This is a genomic window from Streptomyces sp. NPDC050147, from assembly GCF_040660195.1.
In the GTDB taxonomy this organism is placed as follows: domain Bacteria; phylum Actinomycetota; class Actinomycetes; order Streptomycetales; family Streptomycetaceae; genus Streptomyces.
In genome coordinates, this window is sequence record NZ_JBFALJ010000009.1 from 135,415 (window position 1) to 152,258 (window position 16,844).

Below are 16,844 nucleotides of genomic sequence, written 5' to 3' on the forward strand. Positions count from 1 at the left end.
TTTCAAGGGGGTTGAGATGTGGGCACAGCTGTATGCGCGGGCGTTGAAGGTCAGGTCGCGCGCGGTGCGCAGGGACGCGGGGATGGTCACCTCGGAGTACGCGATGGGGCTCATCGCGGCGGTGGGGTTCGCCGGACTGCTCTACAAGGTGGTGACGAGCGGGCAGGTCAGGGCGGCGTTGCAGGCGGTCGTGGAGAAGGCACTCGATGTCCAGTTCTGAGCGGGCGCGGGGCGGCCGGGGCCGCGCTGGGGACCAAGGCTTCGTGACGGCTGAGGCGGCCGTGGTGCTGCCCACGCTCGTGCTGTTCACGATGGCGCTGATCTGGGCCTTGCTGACCGCGTCCGCGCAGATCCAGTGCGTGGACGCGGCACGGGCCGGGGCGCGTGCGATGGCCCGGCAGGACCCCGAGAGCGCGGCGGTGGCGGCGGCTCGGCAGGCGGCGCCGCGGGGTGCGGCGGTGACGGTGCGACGTGACGGCGATCTGGTGCGGGTGGCGGTCGTGGCGGACTCGCCGGGGCCTGGGGCGCTGGGGCTCGGGCTGCGGCTGCGGTCGGAGGCGGTGGCGTTGGCGGAGGAGACGGTGGGGGTGGGCGCGTGAGGGGGCGGGCCGGATGGCGGGCTGCCGGGCCCGCCTCGGACCGGGGAGCCGCCACGGTGTGGGTCGTCGTCGTGATGGCTGTGCTCTGCGTGGTGTGCGGCGCGGTCCTCGCGATGGGGCAGGTGATCGTGGCCCGCCATCGAGCCGGCGGCGCGGCCGACTTGGCGGCACTGGCGGCCGCAGACCACTGGACGGAGGGGCGTTCCGGGGCGTGCGCGAGGGCCGGCCGGGTGGCCGAGGTTCAGGGGGCGAGCCTCGTGCGGTGCGCGGTGCACGGCGAAATCTCGGACGTCACCGCGGCGGCGGGCTTCGGCCCGTTCGTGACGGAGGTCAGATCCCGGGCGGGCCCGGCGGGTCCGGTCGCTCCGACGCGGGAGCCCGCAACAGGGGCTGTGACGCCTACCGGATGGCAGCCGGAGGACAAGCCCCCGCGAGCCACCGGAGGGCTCTCAGGCCCCCTTGTGGCGCTTGCTGGGCGGTGGCCTGAGGCGAGGGCGGGGCCCATGTCCCGGCGTGTCGGCCCGGTGCGAGACCCGGGGCGCGCGACACGCGGTCCTTCAAGGCGTGGGCGCGTCCTTGAGGAGCGTGGTGAGGAGTCGGATCGCGCCGCGTTTGTGCAGCGGGTCGTTGCCGTTGCCGCACTTCGGGGACTGGATGCAGGAGGGGCAGCCGGCCTCACACTCGCAGGAGGCGATGGCCTGCCGGGTGGCGGTCAGCCACTCGCGGGCCGTGTGGAAGGCGCGCTCGGCGAAGCCCGCGCCGCCGGGGTGGCCGTCGTACACGAAGACGGTCGGCAGGAGCGTGTCCGGATGCAGCGGCACGGAGACGCCACCGATGTCCCACCGGTCGCAGGTCGCGAAGAGCGGCAGCATGCCGATGGAGGCGTGTTCGGCGGCGTGCAGGGCGCCGCCGAGGATCTCCGGATTGATCCGGGCGGCGTCGAGCTGGTCCTCGGTGACCGTCCACCACACCGCGCGGGTGCGCAGGGTGCGGGGCGGCAGGTCCAGCTTCGTCTCGCCGAGGACCTCGCCGGTGATCAGCCTGCGACGCAGGAAGGACACGACCTGGTTGGTGACCTCGACGGAGCCGTAACAGAGGCGGCCGGAGCCCCAGGGGATTTCGGTGTCCGTCTCCAGGATGGAGATGGCCGTGGTGTCGCGAGCGGTCGTGGAGTACGGCGGACCGGCCTCCTCGACCAGGGCGACCGAGTCCTCCAGGTCCAGACGGCGCACGAGATACGTACGCCCTTGGTGAAGGTGGACCGCACCCTCGTGGACGGCGGTGTGCGCGGCGGACGCGTCGACGGTGCCGAGCAGCCGGCCCGTGCCCTCCTCGACGATCTGGACGGGCTTCCCACCCTCGCCGCGGATGTCGGTGAGGTCGGCGGCCCGCTCCCTGCGGGTCCAGTGCCAGGCCTTCGTACGGCGGCGCAGCAGCTTCGCGGCCTCCAACTGCGGGAGCAGGTCCTCCGTGGCCGGGCCGAAGAGGGCCAGGTCGTCGTCCGTGAGCGGAAGTTCCGCGGCGGCCGCGCAGAGGTGGGGCGCGAGGACGTACGGATTGTCGGGGTCGAGGACCGTCGACTCCACCGGCTGCCGGAACAGCGCCTCGGGGTGGTGGACGAGATACGTGTCCAGCGGGTCGTCGCGGGCGACGAGGACGGCCAGCGCGCCCTGCCCGGAGCGCCCGGCGCGGCCCGCCTGCTGCCAGAGCGAGGCGCGGGTCCCCGGATAGCCGGAGATGATCACGGCGTCGAGGCCGGAGACGTCCACGCCGAGTTCGAGGGCGGTGGTGGCCGCGAGGCCGAGGAGCTCCCCGGAGTGCAGCGCTCGCTCCAGGGCGCGGCGTTCCTCGGGGAGATAACCACCCCGGTAGGCGGCCACGCGGTGGACGAGGGAACGGTCGACCTCGGCGAGGCGTTCCTGGGCGATCACCGAGATCAGCTCGGCGCCGCGCCGCGACCGTACGAAGGCGACCGAGCGGACGCCCTGGACTGTGAGGTCGGTCAGCAGGTCCGCCGTCTCGGCGGTGGCGGTGCGGCGGACCGGTGCGCCCTTCTCGCCGTGGAGGTCGGTGAGCGGAGGCTCCCAGAGGGCGAAGACGAGCTCGCCGCGCGGAGAGGCGTCGTCGGCGACCTCCTTCACGGGGAGTCCGGTGAGGCGTTCCGCGGCGATGGCCGGGTCGGCGGAGGTGGCGGAGGCGAGGAGGAAGACGGGATCGGAGCCGTAGCGGGCGCAGAGGCGGCGCAGGCGGCGCAGGACCTGGGCGACGTGGGAGCCGAAGACGCCGCGGTAGGTGTGGCACTCGTCGATGACGACATAGCGCAGAGCGCGCAGGAAGGAGGACCAGCGGGGGTGGGAGGGGAGTATCCCGCGGTGCAGCATGTCGGGGTTGGTCAGGACGTAGTTGGCGTACTGACGTACCCATTCGCGTTCTTCGACGGGGGTGTCGCCGTCGTACACGGCGGGGCGGATCGCGTTGCCGAGGGGCGCCGCCAGCTCGCGCACGGCCCGGCGCTGGTCGGCGGCCAGGGCCTTCGTCGGGGCCAGGTACAGCGCGGTCGCGCCACGCCCGTTGGGGGCTTCGGAGCCGTCCAGGAGGGCGGAGAGCACGGGGGTGAGATACGCCAGCGACTTTCCCGACGCGGTACCGGTGGCGACGATGACCGACTCGCCGTCCAGGGCGTGCTCGGCGGCGAGCGCCTGGTGGGCCCAGGGGTGCTCGATCCCGGCCGACCGGACCGCGGCGACGACTTCCGAACGGACGCGATCAGGCCAGACTGCATACCGGGCCTCGCGCGGGGGCAAGTGCTCCGTATGAGTGACGCGCGAAGCACGGCTCGGCCCCGCGGTGAGCCGGTCCAGGACCGTCCGTGGAGACGTGCGTACCGGGGCGCCCGCAGCGGGTCTTCCCGGTGGGGAAAAGTTGGCCATCGGCACCGAGTGTGTCACTGGCGGGATGGACAATGGTCCCAAGGCGTCGTGCACGCCTGCCTGTAAGTGATTGAATGCCATCGCGGCTGGCGATCCGTCCTGGGGGCTCTGCCGAGGTGTCCCGAGGGATGACCGCTCGATAGCAAGGTGCTGGAGGTTCCGTGGACCTGTCCCTGTCGACCCGTACCGTCGGCGATCGTACGGTCGTCGAGGTCGGTGGCGAAATCGATGTCTATACCGCGCCCAAGTTGCGCGAACAGTTGGTCGAGTTGGTGAACGACGGCAGTTTCCACCTGGTCGTCGACATGGAGGGCGTGGATTTCCTCGACTCCACCGGGCTCGGCGTACTGGTCGGCGGCTTGAAGCGGGTGCGTGCCCATGAGGGCTCGCTGCGCCTGGTCTGCAACCAGGAACGCATTTTGAAGATCTTCCGCATCACCGGCCTGACCAAGGTGTTCCCCATTCACACCTCGGTCGAGGAAGCGGTCGCGGCCACCGACTGAGAGCCGGATGCCCCGGGTCGGCTGCTTGCGCGGCCCGGGGGTGGCAGAACAGCAGGGGACCGGGCCCTCGGCCCGGCCCCCTGACAGCACGCGCGTATGTCCGAGGGGGATGCATGGCCACCGTTGAACTCCGATTCAGCGCGCTGCCCGAGCACGTCAGAACCGCTCGGCTCGTGGCGGCGGCGGTCGCGCGCAGGGCCGGAGTGGACGAGGCCGTCCTCGACGAGGTCAGGCTCGCTGTCGGCGAGGCCTGCACGCGCGCCGTCGGGCTGCACCAGAGCAACGGCGTCTCGGCGCCGGTGCGAGTGGCCCTGATCGAGGACGAGAAGCAGTTCTCCATCGAGGTCGGTGACGAGGCCCCCCACGCGACTCCCGGCGACCGGGCATCCGGCTCGGGGTCCGGTACGGCCGACGATCTGGAGGCCGAGGGTGAGGACGAGATGGGTCTCGCCGTCATCAGCGGGCTCGTGGACGACGTGGAGGTCACCGTCGGCGAGGGCGGTGGTCTCATCCGGATGACGTGGCCGACGGCCCCGGCGCCGCTCGTCTGAGCCGGTTCCCGAGCCGTACACGCGCCGGTTTCCGAGCCGGTTTCGGCCCGGCGGGTTTCGGCTCCGCCTCGCCACATCAAGGTCTTGCTCCCCACCCGGGAGCAGGGCCTTTTTCTTTTTCGATCATTGCCCCGGTCAATTGCCTCGGGGCTGCCGACCGCCGTCAACGGTTTTGGGGCATTACCGCTTTCGGGGTCAATCTGCGGTCGCGATCTTTTGCTGGGAAGCAATCTTGCGCCAATTCCGTTTGCGGCGCTCTGTTTTGATCAGGTTCAGCTACCTACAATCCGTCCACATCTTGAGCTCAGCCCCAGCTTCAAGGAGGACGAATGGCGGGGCTTTCTTCCCCTCATCAGTTTGACCATCCCTCAACCCTCGCAGCCGCAGTACTGACCGACGACAACCGCCTCATCGTGATGGTCATCGCGGCCGTCGCGGTCGCGGCGCTCGTGGTCGCCTGGGTCCTGGTACGCCAGGTGCTCGCGGCCGACGAGGGCACCGACAGCATGAAGAAGATCGCGAAGGCGATTCAGGAGGGCGCCAATGCCTACCTGGGCAGGCAGTTGCGCACTCTCGGTGTTTTCGCCGTCGTGGTGTTCTTCCTGCTCATGCTGCTGCCCGCGGACGACTGGAATCAGCGTGCCGGCCGATCGATCTTCTTCTTGATCGGTGCGGTGTTCTCGGCGACCACCGGCTATATCGGCATGTGGCTCGCCGTACGCAGCAATGTTCGTGTGGCGGCAGCCGCCCGAGAGGCCACTCCGGCGGAAGGTGAACCCGAAAAGGATCTCACCGCCGTTTCGCACAAGGCCATGAAGATCGCTTTCCGCACGGGCGGCGTTGTCGGCATGTTCACGGTGGGGCTCGGTCTTCTGGGCGCCTCCTGTGTGGTGCTCGTCTACGCGGCCGACGCGCCGAAGGTCCTCGAAGGTTTCGGCCTCGGGGCGGCGCTGATCGCGATGTTCATGCGTGTCGGCGGCGGCATCTTCACCAAGGCCGCCGACGTCGGCGCCGACCTGGTCGGAAAGGTCGAGCAGGGCATTCCGGAGGACGACCCGAGGAATGCCGCGACCATCGCCGACAACGTGGGCGACAACGTCGGCGACTGCGCGGGAATGGCCGCCGACCTCTTCGAGTCCTACGCGGTGACCCTGGTCGCCGCGCTGATCCTCGGCAAGGTCGCGTTCGGCGACTCCGGACTGGCCTTCCCGCTGATCGTTCCGGCGATCGGCGTCGTGACGGCGATGATCGGGATCTTCGCGGTGGCGCCACGGCGCTCCGACCGCAGCGGGATGACCGCCATCAACCGCGGATTCTTCATCTCGGCGATCATCTCCCTGGTGCTCGTGGCCGTGGCGGTCTACGTCTACCTGCCCTCGTCGTACGCCGACCTGGACGGCATCACGGACGCGGCGATCGCCGGACACGACGGTGATCCGCGGGTTCTCGCGGTCGTCGCCGTCGCGATCGGCATCGTCATGGCCGCGCTGATCCAACAGCTCACCGGCTACTTCACCGAGACGAACCGACGTCCTGTGAAGGACATCGGCAAGACCTCGCTCACCGGCCCGGCCACCGTCGTCCTGGCCGGTATCTCGCTCGGCCTCGAATCGGCCGTCTACACCTCGCTCCTGATCGGTCTTGGCGTGTACGGGGCGTTCCTGCTCGGCGGTACGTCGATCATGCTCGCCCTGTTCGCGGTGGCGCTCGCCGGAACCGGACTGCTCACCACCGTCGGCGTGATCGTCGCCATGGACACCTTCGGTCCGGTCTCCGACAACGCGCAGGGCATCGCCGAGATGTCCGGTGACGTCGAAGGCGCCGGCGCTCAGGTGCTCACCGACCTGGACGCCGTCGGCAACACCACCAAGGCCATCACCAAGGGCATCGCCATCGCCACGGCCGTCCTGGCGGCCGCGGCGCTCTTCGGCTCGTATCGCGACGCCATCGCGACCGCGGCCAAGGACGTCGGCGAGAAAATGGGCGACGGCGCTCCGATGAACCTGGTCATGGACATCTCCCAGCCCAACAACCTGGTCGGTCTGATCCTTGGCGCCGCGGTCGTCTTCCTCTTCTCGGGGCTTGCGATCAACGCGGTGTCGAGGTCGGCCGGAGCGGTGGTCTACGAGGTGCGGCGGCAGTTCCGCGAGCACCCCGGGATCATGGACTACTCCGAGGAACCGGAGTACGGGCGCGTCGTGGACATCTGCACCAAGGACGCGCTGCGCGAGCTGGCCACGCCAGGCCTGCTCGCCGTGCTCACGCCGATCGCCGTCGGCTTCTCGCTCGGCGTCGGCGCGCTCGGCTCGTTCCTGGCGGGCGCGATCGGCACAGGCACGCTGATGGCGGTCTTCCTCGCCAACTCCGGTGGCGCCTGGGACAACGCGAAGAAGCTCGTCGAGGACGGCAACCACGGTGGCAAGGGCAGTGAGGCCCACGCCGCGGTGGTGATCGGTGACACCGTGGGTGACCCCTTCAAGGACACCGCGGGCCCGGCGATCAACCCGCTCCTGAAGGTGATGAACCTGGTGGCGTTGCTCATCGCGCCGGCGGTCGTCCAGTTCAGCTACGGGGACGACGCGAGCGCGGGGATGCGGGCACTGATCGCGGTGCTCTCGATCCTGGTCATCGTCGGCGCGGTGTACGTCTCCAAGAGGCGGGGCATCGCCGTGGGCGACGAGGAGGAAGGTGGTACGGAGCGGGTGAAGAACTCGGCTGACCCGGCCGTCGTTTCGTAACGCCGGGTCAGACTCTGCCCAACACACGGGCGGGCGGCGCGCTTTGACGCGGCGTCCGCCCTTCGTGTGTCACGTGAGCGGTCCGGTGAGCCTTCTCATGCGCTCTGACCTTGGTGCAAATGGCTTCAATAGGGGTGGTAGCGGACCCCCGGCATGCGGTTGTAGCCCAGTTGGCGTGTAAGTTCCGGGGCCGAGAGCCATGGAAGGGACCAATCCGGTGAACAAGAAGCTTGCAGCCGCACTGTCCGGCGGTGCGGTACTGGTACTGGCGCTGTCGGGCTGCAGCGACGACGGCAACGAGAAGCTGGACTCCTGGGCCAAGGACGTCTGTGACTCGGTTCAGCCGCAGTCGAAGAAGATCGCCGCCGCCAATGCCGCGATCCAGAAGGAGACCTCGGACAACAGCTCTCCGGAGGACGTGCAGAAGACCGACTCCAAGGCGTTCCAGGACATGTCGGATGCCTACAAGGCGATGGGCGCCGCAGTGAAGGACGCGGGCGCCCCGCCGGTCGACGACGGCCAGAAGAAGACCGACGACGCGGTCAAGGAACTGAACGCCATCTCGAAGTCGTACGGCGACCTGAAGAAGAAGGTCGACGGCCTGGACACCAAGGACCAGGCGGACTTCGCGGACGGGCTCAAGAGCGTCGCGGGAGAGCTGGACAAGCTGAGCAAGAGCGGCAACAAGGCGCTGGAGAAGTTGCAGGAGGGCGAGGTGGGCAAGGCGATGCGCAAGCAGGACAGCTGCAAGTCGGCTAGCGCTACGCCTTCTGCCGCTTAGGGGTTGCCCCCCTTCTTTGACCTGTTGCTCCGGCCCCTGGGGGAGACCCCAGGGGCCGGAGCAACGGTGTGTCCGGACGCACCCGGCGGCTTGGGGCTGTGCCCACCCGTTCCGCCCATGCGGAACGCCTGCCCACAGCCGGAGCGGCTGTATCGGGTCACAATGAAGGGGTGAGTATCGCTAGCGCCCCCCTGCCCTCGTCCGATCGCGCCGACGTCTCCGCCCAGTTGCGGGAAGCCTTGCTGGCGGCCGACTTCACCGCTGACGGGCTGCTGGAGCTGCTCGGGGCGCCCGCCTACACGGCGCTCGCCCGCAGCGAGACCGTGCCCGCGCTGCGGGCCACCCGCGGTGAAGGGCCGCTGGAAACACTCGTACGTCTCTTCCTGCTGCAGCGTTCCGTGCCGCACGCGCGCGTGGCGGCCGTTTTGCCGGTCGGCCCGCTACAGGAGAGCGGTTGGCTCTCCGCGGCGGACGGTGAGGGTGCGCTGAAGGCGACGGTGGACGTGCGGCCCTACGGCGGGCCGAGCGGCGAGGACTGGTTCATCGTCTCGGACCTGGGGTGCGCGGTCGGCGGTGCCGGGGGCATCGGCAGCCACGAGGAAGGGGTCGTACTGGGAGTCGGCGGGGCGTCGACGACGCTCGCCGGGCTCACTGTGCGTACGCCGGTGGCCAGTGCTCTCGACCTCGGCACCGGCTCCGGCATCCAGGCGTTGCACGCCGCGCAACACGCGACCCGGGTGACGGCGACGGACCTCAACCCCCGCGCGCTGCACATCACACGGCTCACCCTGGCGTTGTCCGGCGCGCCCGAGGCCGACCTGCGCGAGGGCTCCCTCTTCGAACCGGTGGGCGAGGAGACGTACGACCTGATCGTGTCGAATCCGCCGTTCGTGATCTCTCCCGGAGCGCGGCTCACCTACCGCGACGGCGGGATGGGCGGGGACGATCTGTGCCGCTCGCTCGTTCAGCAGGCGGGGGAGCGGTTGAACGAAGGGGGGTATGCGCACTTTCTCGCCAACTGGCAGCACGTGGACGGTGAGGAGTGGACCGAGCGGCTGCGTTCCTGGGTGCCGCGCGGGTGCGACGCGTGGATCGTGCAGCGTGAGGTACAGGACGTCACGCAGTACGCCGAGCTGTGGCTGCGGGACGCGGGAGACCACCGCACGGACCCGGAGGAGTACGCGGCGCGGTACGACGCGTGGCTGGACGAGTTCGCCGCCCGCAATACCCGCGCGGTCGGCTTCGGGTGGATCACCCTGCGCAAGACAGGTGCCGGATCTGGTGCCGGATCAGGTGCCGCCGAGCCGTCCGTGACCGTGGAGGAGTGGCCGCATCCCGTCGAGCAGCCGCTGGGCGAGACGGTGCGGGAGTTCTTCGCACGACAGGACTTCCTGCGGACGCACGACGACGCCGCGCTGCTCGCAGGGCACTTCAAGCTCGCGGACGAGGTCATGCAGGAGCAGGTCGGGCTGCCCGGCGCCGAGGACCCCGAGCATGTCGTGCTGCGCCAGCACCGCGGGATGCGGCGGGCCACCAAGGTGGACACGGTGGGCGCGGGCTTCGCCGGCGTGTGCGACGGCACGCTGAGCGCCGGGCGGATCCTCGACGCCATCGCCCAACTGGTGGGCGAGGACCCCGTATTGCTACGGGACCGCACGCCCGCGCAGATCCGGCTCCTCGTCGAGCAGGGCTTCCTGGAACCGGCCGGCGCGTAGCGGGGCCGGCCGGCGTGTACCGGGTTCGGTCGGCGCACAACGGGTTCGGTCGGCGCACAACGGGTTCGGCTGGCGCTGCGAGGAACGGGCCGTTGGCGGTACGAGTACGGCGTGTCTCGTACGTTTCGGGGACATGGGTCCCCCGTTGTGGGTGGGATGGACGCAGGACATCGGCGACCGCTGGACGTACATCGAGAAGGTGGACTCCAGGCCGGTTCAGGCCGGGGGCCTCCGTTCACCCGGGGTTCGTGCCCTGGCTTCCCGAGCGTGTCAGGTTCCCCATCCGGGAACTCAGTACGGGGAGGCAGAGACATGGAGAGTGGACCAGCGATCTTCGCGGGCACGGTGTTCGCGCTGTTCGGAGCGGGACTGCTGCTGTGGACCGGAGCACGCGTGGCGCACCGCGCGCCGGTCGCCGACGGTGTGAACCCTGTCGCATCGGCGACGCTCGCCGCGCTCGCCGGATCGGCGGCGCTGGTACTCGGAGTGTGGTGTTTCACTCGTATGTGACCGGAAGAGGTGGGACCGCGGGGATGTACGGGCCGTAGGCCCGGCGTCGGCGGCGGGCCGGTGGTGAAGCCGGTGCTGAAGTCGGTGGTCAAAGGGCAGGTCGCCACTCCGGGCGGCAGGAATGGCGGTAGTCGGGTTACCGTTCGAGTGGCCGTTGCGGGCTTTTCCCGTTTGACACGGGGGCGGGATGTACCGTCACACTCCGCAGCGTCAGCGCAACTCAAGCGCATCGAGCGAGGCCACACAGCACGGCCACCGAGTACCGACCGGAGAGAAGAGCGAAGTTGTCCCCGACCAGCGAGACCGCAAAGGGCGGCCGCCGACTCGTCATCGTCGAGTCGCCTGCCAAGGCGAAGACGATCAAGGGTTACCTCGGCCCCGGCTACGTAGTCGAGGCGAGCGTCGGGCACATCCGCGACCTCCCCAGCGGCGCCGCGGAGGTCCCCGAGAAGTACACCGGCGAGGTGCGCCGCCTAGGCGTGGACGTCGACAACAACTTCGAGCCCATCTATGTCGTCAACGCCGACAAGAAGGCGCAGGTCAAGAAGCTCAAGGATCTCCTCAAGGACTCCGACGAACTCTTCCTCGCCACCGATGAGGACCGCGAGGGCGAAGCCATCGCGTGGCACCTCCTGGAGGTCCTGAAGCCCAAGGTCCCGGTCAAGCGCATGGTGTTCCACGAGATCACCAAGGCCGCGATCCAGGGCGCCGTCGCCAACCCGCGCGAGCTCAACAAGCGCATGGTCGACGCCCAGGAGACCCGCCGCATCCTCGACCGTCTCTACGGCTACGAGGTCTCGCCGGTCCTGTGGAAGAAGGTCATGCCGCGCCTGTCGGCCGGCCGTGTCCAGTCCGTGGCGACCCGTCTCGTCGTCGAGCGTGAGCGCGAGCGCATCGCCTTCCGCTCCGCCGAGTACTGGGACCTGACGGGCACCTTCGGCACCGGCCGCACCGGTGACGCGTCCGACCCCTCGCAGCTCGTCGCGCGCCTCACCACGGTCGACGGCAAGCGCATCGCGCAGGGCCGCGACTTCAACTCGGTCGGCCAGCTCAAGTCCGACACGCTGCAGCTGGACGAGGCCAACGCCCGTGCCCTCGCCACGGCCCTTGAGAACACCCGGTTCGCGGTCCGCTCGGTCGAGTCCAAGCCCTACCGCCGCTCTCCGTACGCGCCGTTCCGTACGACGACGATGCAGCAGGAGGCCAGCCGCAAGCTCGGCTTCGGCGCGAAGGCCACGATGCAGGTGGCGCAGAAGCTGTACGAGAACGGCTTCATCACCTACATGCGTACGGACTCCACGACGCTGTCCGACACGGCGATCGCGGCGGCTCGCGCGCAGGTCACGCAGCTGTACGGCAGCGACTACCTGCCGGACAAGCCCCGCACGTACGCCGGGAAGGTCAAGAACGCGCAGGAGGCGCACGAGGCGATCCGCCCCTCGGGTGATCGTTTCCGCACGCCCGCCGAGACCGGCCTGACCGGCGACCAGTTCCGGCTCTACGAGCTGATCTGGAAGCGGACCGTCGCCTCCCAGATGAAGGACGCGACCGGAAACTCCGTCACGGTGAAGATCGGTGGCACGGCCGCCGACGGCCGCGACGCCGAGTTCAGCGCGTCCGGCAAGACCATCACCTTCCACGGCTTCATGAAGGCCTACGTCGAGGGCGCGGACGACCCGAACGCCGAGCTCGACGACCGTGAGCGCAGGCTCCCGCAGGTCAGCGAGGGCGACGCGCTGTCCGCCGACGAGATCACGGTCGACGGCCACGCGACCAAGCCGCCGGCCCGCTACACCGAGGCCTCGCTGGTCAAGGAGCTCGAAGAGCGCGAGATCGGCCGCCCGTCGACGTACGCGTCGATCCTCGGCACGATCCTCGACCGCGGCTACGTCTTCAAGAAGGGCACCGCCCTGGTGCCCTCCTTCTTGTCCTTCGCCGTGGTCAACCTCCTGGAGACGCACTTCGGGCGGCTCGTCGACTACGACTTCACGGCACGCATGGAGGACGACCTCGACCGCATCGCGCGGGGCGAGGCGCAGTCCGTGCCGTGGCTGAGGCGCTTCTACTTCGGCGAGGGTGACGACGCGGGCGCCGCCTCCAGCGCGGGCAACGGCGACGGAGATCACCTCGGCGGGCTCAAGGAACTGGTGACCGACCTCGGCGCGATCGACGCCCGGGAGATCTCCTCCTTCCCCGTCGGCGACGGCATCGTGCTGCGGGTCGGCCGCTACGGCCCGTACATCGAGCGTGGCGAGAAGGACGCGGAGGGCCACCAGCGTGCCGACGTGCCCGACGACCTGCCGCCGGACGAGCTGACCGTCGAGTACGCCGAGGAGCTGCTCGCCAAGCCGAGCGGTGACTTCGCGCTCGGCACCGACCCCACGTCGGGCCACGAGATCATCGCCAGGGACGGCCGTTACGGCCCCTACGTCACCGAGGTGCTCCCCGAGGGCACCCCGAAGACGGGCAAGAAGGCGGTCAAGCCGCGTACGGCGTCGCTCTTCAAGTCCATGTCGCTCGACACGGTGACGCTCGCGGACGCCCTGAAGCTGATGTCCCTGCCGCGTGTGGTCGGGACGGACGCCGAAGGCGTGGAGATCACCGCCCAGAACGGCCGCTACGGCCCGTATCTGAAGAAGGGCACGGACTCGCGCTCCCTGGAGACCGAGGAGCAGCTCTTCAACATCACGCTCGAAGAGGCCCTCGCGATCTACGCCCAGCCCAAGCAGCGCGGGCGGGCCGCGGCCAAGCCGCCGCTGAAGGAGCTCGGCGAGGACCCGGTCAGCGGGAAGCCCGTCGTCGTCAAGGACGGCCGCTTCGGGGCGTACGTCACGGACGGCGAGACCAACGCGACGCTGCGGGCCGCCGACAGCGTCGAGGACATCACCGCCGAGCGGGGCTACGAACTGCTCGCCGAGAAGCGGGCCAAGGGTCCGGCCAAGAAGACCGCCAAGAAGGCCCCGGCCAAGAAGACCGCCGCCAAGAAGACGGTCGCCAAGAAGACGGCTGCCAAGAAGACGACGGCCGCGAAGAAGACCACTACGAAGACGGCCGCCGCCAAGAAGACCGCGGCTTCGGCCACGAAGGCCGCCGACTCCGAGTAGGCAGCCGCCCGCACGGTCTCGTACGGCCCGTCTCGTGCGGCGCTGTGAATGTGTGAACCGAAGGGGCGCCCGTTTGTTCGGGCGCCCCTTCGGAGTGTCACACCGTGCGGATAGGCTGGACGGATGACGCGTGCAGAGCAGCCAACGGCCGGAAACCCGGCCCCCGACAACGCCCTGGTCGCAGATTCCCGAGAGCGTGCTGTCCGCGCCTTGCTGCGCGTGCCGCAGCTGAAGCGGCTCTGGAGCGCCCAGCTCGTCGGAGGTGTCGGCGATGCCCTCGCCCTCCTTGTCCTCGTCGTGCTGGCCCTGCAAGCGGCCATCGCCGAGGGCGCGTTCGGGGGCGGTTATCGCGGGGTCGCTTTCGCCATCACCGCCGTCTTCGGGGCACGCGTTCTCGCGACGCTGCTCTTCGGGGCCGTGCTTCTCGGGCCGCTGAGCTCCCTGACGTCACCGGACGGTCCGCTCGACCGGCGCTGGACGATGGTCGTGGCGGACGGCCTGCGGGCCGCGCTCCTGATCGTCGCGCCGCTGTGGATCGACTGGACCCCGGACAACGCGCTCGCGATGCTGCTGGTCACCGCCTTCGTGATCGGCGTCGCCGAACGCTTCTGGACGGTCTGCCGGGAGAGCGCGGCGCCCGCGCTGCTGCCCGCGCCGCCCCTGGAGGGCGCCACGGTCCGGCCGCTGCCGGACCACATGGACGCACTGCGGCGCCTCTCGCTGCGTACGGGATTCGTGGCGCTGCCCGTCGCGGCCGCCGCGCTTGTCGCCATCACGCTGATCGGGAACCTCCTCGGCGCCGGGCTCGACTGGTTCGAGGTGCACCAGGCGGGGCTCGGGTCGTTCGTCGCCGCCGGGCTCTTCGCGGCCTCGCTGTCGATCGTCTTCTTCCTCGAACTTCCCGCCACGCAGACGCCACGCGCGCGTAGTCCCCTCGAAGGGCTGCGCAGGCCGCGCACCGGCAGCGGCACCGACAGGGGCCGCACCGGCGCGATCCCGCTGCTCGTCGCCGCCTGCGCCGCGATCGCCGGGGCCGTGGCGGCCTCCGTCGCGGTCGCCGTGCTGCATGCCAAGGACCTGGACGGCGGGCCCGTCACGTACGGCCTGATCGTCCTCGCGCTGACCGGCGGCACCGTCGTCGGCATCCGTACCGCACCGTCGCTGCTGCCCTCGTTCTCGCGCCGCAGGCTGCTCGCGCTCGCCATCGCCCTCACCGGCGTCGCACTGCTCGCCGCGGGCCTCGTGCCCGACGTGACGACCGTGCTGCTGCTCCTGGCGCTCGCCGGGGTGGCCGCGGGCATCGCCGCGCACACCGGGCACGCGCTGCTCGACCAGGAGGTCGAGGACTACCGCAGGGCGCGCACGACGGAGCATCTCCAGGCGGTCGTACGCCTCTTCATCGCGCTCGGCGCGCTCGTGGCCCCCGTGGTCGCGGCAGCGATCGGGCCGCACCGCTTCGTCAACGGCAAGTTCGTGTTCGACCACGGAGGCGCCGCCTTCACGCTGATGCTGCTGGGCGCGCTGCTCCTGCCGGTGGCCGCGCTGGTCCTCGCCAAGATCGACGACCGCCAGGGTGTGCCGCTCCGTCACGACCTGCGGGACGCGCTGCGCGGCGGCGACGATCCCAAGCAGGGGACGGCGGCCACGGGCTTCTTCATCGCCCTGGAGGGTGGCGACGGCGCGGGCAAGTCGACGCAGGCCGAGGCGCTCGCCGAGTGGATCAGGGCCAAGGGCCACGAGGTCGTCGTGACGCGCGAGCCGGGGGCCACGCCGGTCGGCAAGCGGCTGCGGTCGATCCTGCTCGACGTGTCGTCGGCCGGGCTCTCGCACCGCGCCGAGGCACTTCTGTACGCCGCCGACCGCGCCGAGCACGTCGACACGGTCGTGCGCCCGGCCCTTGAGCGGGGCGCGGTCGTCATCTCCGACCGGTACATCGACTCGTCCGTGGCCTACCAGGGAGCGGGGCGCGATCTGTCCCCGACCGAGATCGCCCGTATCTCGCGGTGGGCGACGGCGGGGCTCGTGCCGCATCTGACGGTGCTGCTCGACGTGTCCCCGGAGGCGGCCCGCGAGCGGTTCACGGAGGCGCCCGACCGGCTTGAGTCGGAGCCGGCCGAGTTCCACGCGCGCGTGCGGTCCGGTTTCCTGACGCTCGCCGCTGCCGACCCCGGGCGCTATCTGGTGATCGACGCCACGCAGGAGCCGGAGGCGGTCACGACCGTCGCCCGGCATCGGCTCGACCTGATGCTGCCGCTCTCCGAGGCCGAGGTGAAGGCACAGGAAGAGGCCCGGAAGGCAGCCGAGGAAGAGGCGCGCCGCAAGGCCGAGGAGGAAGCCGCGCGCAAGGCCGAGGAGGAGCGGGTCGAGCGCGAGCGCCAGGAGCAGCTCGCCAAGCTCCGGGCCGAGGAGGAGGAGCGCAAGCGCCGCGAGCTGGAGGAGGCGCAGCGCCGCGAGGCCGAGCGCCAGGCCGAGGAGGCCAGGCAGCGCGCCGAGGAGGCCAAGCGCAGGGCCGAGGAGGAGCAGGCGCGACTGCTCGCCGAGGAGAAGGTGCGGGCGGCCGAGGAGGCGCGGCGCCGCCGGGAGGCGGAGGAAGAGGCGCGCCTGCGGGCCGAGGCCGACGCGCGCCGCCTCGAGAAGCAGCGCAAGGCGGAAGAGGCGCTGCTGCGGGCCGAGGAGGCACGACGGCTGGCCGCGGCTTCGGCGGCGGCCGCTGCCGCGGCGGCTTCTACCGCTACGACGGCGGTTGCTTCGACACCGAAGCCGACACCGACGACATCGAAGCCGGCATCGAAGCCGACGCCGAAGTCTGCTTCAGACCCGGCTCCAGCTCCGGCTCAGGCTCCAGACTCGGCTCCGTCCGGGTCCCCTTCGGACGCCGTACCGGACAATGAGACGACGGTGCCCACTCCCTTGGTGAAGCCGGGCGCACCCGCGCCGGGAGCATCCGTGCCGGGAGCAGCCGACGAGACCGCGGTGCTGCCGCAGGTGCAGGACGCCTCCGGCTCGGAGGAGACCGAGGTTCTGCCGCAGCCGCCGGTTCCGGGTGCTGCCGACGAGACCGCCGTGCTGCCTCCTGTACGGGAGGACAAGGTGCCGCCGGGGTACTTCCGCGACGAGCGGCCTGAGGCCGCGCCCGCGCCTTCGCCCGACGGAGGCAATGACCGCACCCGTGAGCTGCCTCAGGTCGACGAGCACGGAGAGCCGCGTCAGCGGCCCCGCTCGGACTGGGCGGAGGAGACTCCGCTGGACGATCTGCCTTCGCTGGCGGACGAGTTGCTGGGCGAGCCGGACGAGGACGAGGACGGCCGTGGCGGTGGCCGGGGGCGGAAGAGGCGCTGAGTCTCGCCGAGTGAGCGGCTCGCGTTGTCAGTGGCGTGCTCCACAATGAATTCGACAGCGCGGCATGCGGCGTG

11 protein-coding genes and 1 pseudogene are annotated in these 16,844 nt (G+C 70.4%); 11 read left to right on the forward strand and 1 reads right to left on the reverse strand.

The features are described 5' to 3' along the window. The first annotated feature begins 16 nt into the window (after positions 1-16). The 3 genes and pseudogenes from AB0I94_RS16510 to AB0I94_RS16520 form a co-directional block, all read left to right on the forward strand. Positions 17-220: a DUF4244 domain-containing protein gene (locus AB0I94_RS16510; RefSeq protein ID WP_363310265.1), complete on the forward strand. Its 204-nt coding sequence runs from the start codon at positions 17-19 to the stop codon at positions 218-220. Next, positions 207-599: a TadE family type IV pilus minor pilin gene (locus AB0I94_RS16515; RefSeq protein WP_363310266.1), complete on the forward strand. Its 393-nt coding sequence runs from the start codon at positions 207-209 to the stop codon at positions 597-599. Before AB0I94_RS16510 ends, AB0I94_RS16515 begins: the two co-directional genes overlap by 14 nt. Next, positions 596-967 (forward strand): annotated as a pseudogene (locus AB0I94_RS16520) (Rv3654c family TadE-like protein); the annotation flags it as partial. The gene AB0I94_RS16515 and the pseudogene AB0I94_RS16520, both read left to right, overlap by 4 nt. Positions 968-1,156: 189 nt before the next feature. On the opposite strand, the gene AB0I94_RS16525 reads toward AB0I94_RS16520, so the two are convergent. Continuing rightward, positions 1,157-3,610 carry a DEAD/DEAH box helicase gene (locus tag AB0I94_RS16525; protein WP_363310267.1) on the reverse strand — a complete coding sequence of 818 codons (2,454 nt, stop codon included), beginning with the start codon at positions 3,608-3,610 and terminating at the stop codon, positions 1,157-1,159. Positions 3,611-3,690: 80 nt separating this feature from the next. Between AB0I94_RS16525 and bldG the strand changes: the two genes are divergently transcribed. From bldG to tmk, 8 genes are all read left to right on the forward strand, one after another. Continuing rightward, positions 3,691-4,032: an anti-sigma factor antagonist BldG gene (bldG, locus tag AB0I94_RS16530; RefSeq protein WP_003975386.1), complete on the forward strand. Its 342-nt coding sequence runs from the start codon at positions 3,691-3,693 to the stop codon at positions 4,030-4,032. Positions 4,033-4,145: 113 nt separating this feature from the next. Next, positions 4,146-4,583: an ATP-binding protein gene (locus AB0I94_RS16535; protein ID WP_363310268.1), complete on the forward strand. Its 438-nt coding sequence runs from the start codon at positions 4,146-4,148 to the stop codon at positions 4,581-4,583. Between the two features lie 329 nt (positions 4,584-4,912). After that, positions 4,913-7,321 carry a sodium-translocating pyrophosphatase gene (locus AB0I94_RS16540; RefSeq protein ID WP_363310269.1) on the forward strand — a complete coding sequence of 803 codons (2,409 nt, stop codon included), beginning with the start codon at positions 4,913-4,915 and terminating at the stop codon, positions 7,319-7,321. A gap of 199 nt (positions 7,322-7,520) precedes the next feature. After that, positions 7,521-8,102: a small secreted protein gene (locus tag AB0I94_RS16545; protein WP_363310270.1), complete on the forward strand. Its 582-nt coding sequence runs from the start codon at positions 7,521-7,523 to the stop codon at positions 8,100-8,102. Positions 8,103-8,272: 170 nt separating this feature from the next. Beyond that, entirely contained in the window at positions 8,273-9,817 is a 1,545-nt protein-coding gene (locus tag AB0I94_RS16550) for a class I SAM-dependent methyltransferase (protein WP_363310271.1), read from the forward strand. Between the two features lie 312 nt (positions 9,818-10,129). Continuing rightward, complete coding sequence (locus AB0I94_RS16555; protein WP_363310272.1) at positions 10,130-10,327, forward strand: hypothetical protein; 198 nt, start codon at positions 10,130-10,132, stop codon at positions 10,325-10,327. A 284-nt stretch (positions 10,328-10,611) separates the two neighbouring features. Then, complete coding sequence (gene topA / locus AB0I94_RS16560) at positions 10,612-13,431, forward strand: type I DNA topoisomerase (RefSeq protein ID WP_363310273.1); 2,820 nt, start codon at positions 10,612-10,614, stop codon at positions 13,429-13,431. A 123-nt stretch (positions 13,432-13,554) separates the two neighbouring features. Then, entirely contained in the window at positions 13,555-16,770 is a 3,216-nt protein-coding gene (gene tmk, locus AB0I94_RS16565) for a dTMP kinase (RefSeq protein WP_363310274.1), read from the forward strand. The last annotated feature ends 74 nt before the right edge of the window (positions 16,771-16,844 follow it).

Coding starts and splice junctions, on each gene's coding strand:
- AB0I94_RS16510 (WP_363310265.1), top strand. CDS start 17: ATGTGGGCACAGCTGTATGCGCGGGCGTTGAAGGTCAGGTCGCGCGCG.
- AB0I94_RS16515 (WP_363310266.1), top strand. CDS start 207: ATGTCCAGTTCTGAGCGGGCGCGGGGCGGCCGGGGCCGCGCTGGGGAC.
- AB0I94_RS16525 (WP_363310267.1), bottom strand. CDS start 3,610: ATGGCATTCAATCACTTACAGGCAGGCGTGCACGACGCCTTGGGACCA.
- AB0I94_RS16535 (WP_363310268.1), top strand. CDS start 4,146: ATGGCCACCGTTGAACTCCGATTCAGCGCGCTGCCCGAGCACGTCAGA.
- AB0I94_RS16540 (WP_363310269.1), top strand. CDS start 4,913: ATGGCGGGGCTTTCTTCCCCTCATCAGTTTGACCATCCCTCAACCCTC.
- AB0I94_RS16545 (WP_363310270.1), top strand. CDS start 7,521: ATGGAAGGGACCAATCCGGTGAACAAGAAGCTTGCAGCCGCACTGTCC.
- AB0I94_RS16555 (WP_363310272.1), top strand. CDS start 10,130: ATGGAGAGTGGACCAGCGATCTTCGCGGGCACGGTGTTCGCGCTGTTC.
- tmk (WP_363310274.1), top strand. CDS start 13,555: ATGACGCGTGCAGAGCAGCCAACGGCCGGAAACCCGGCCCCCGACAAC.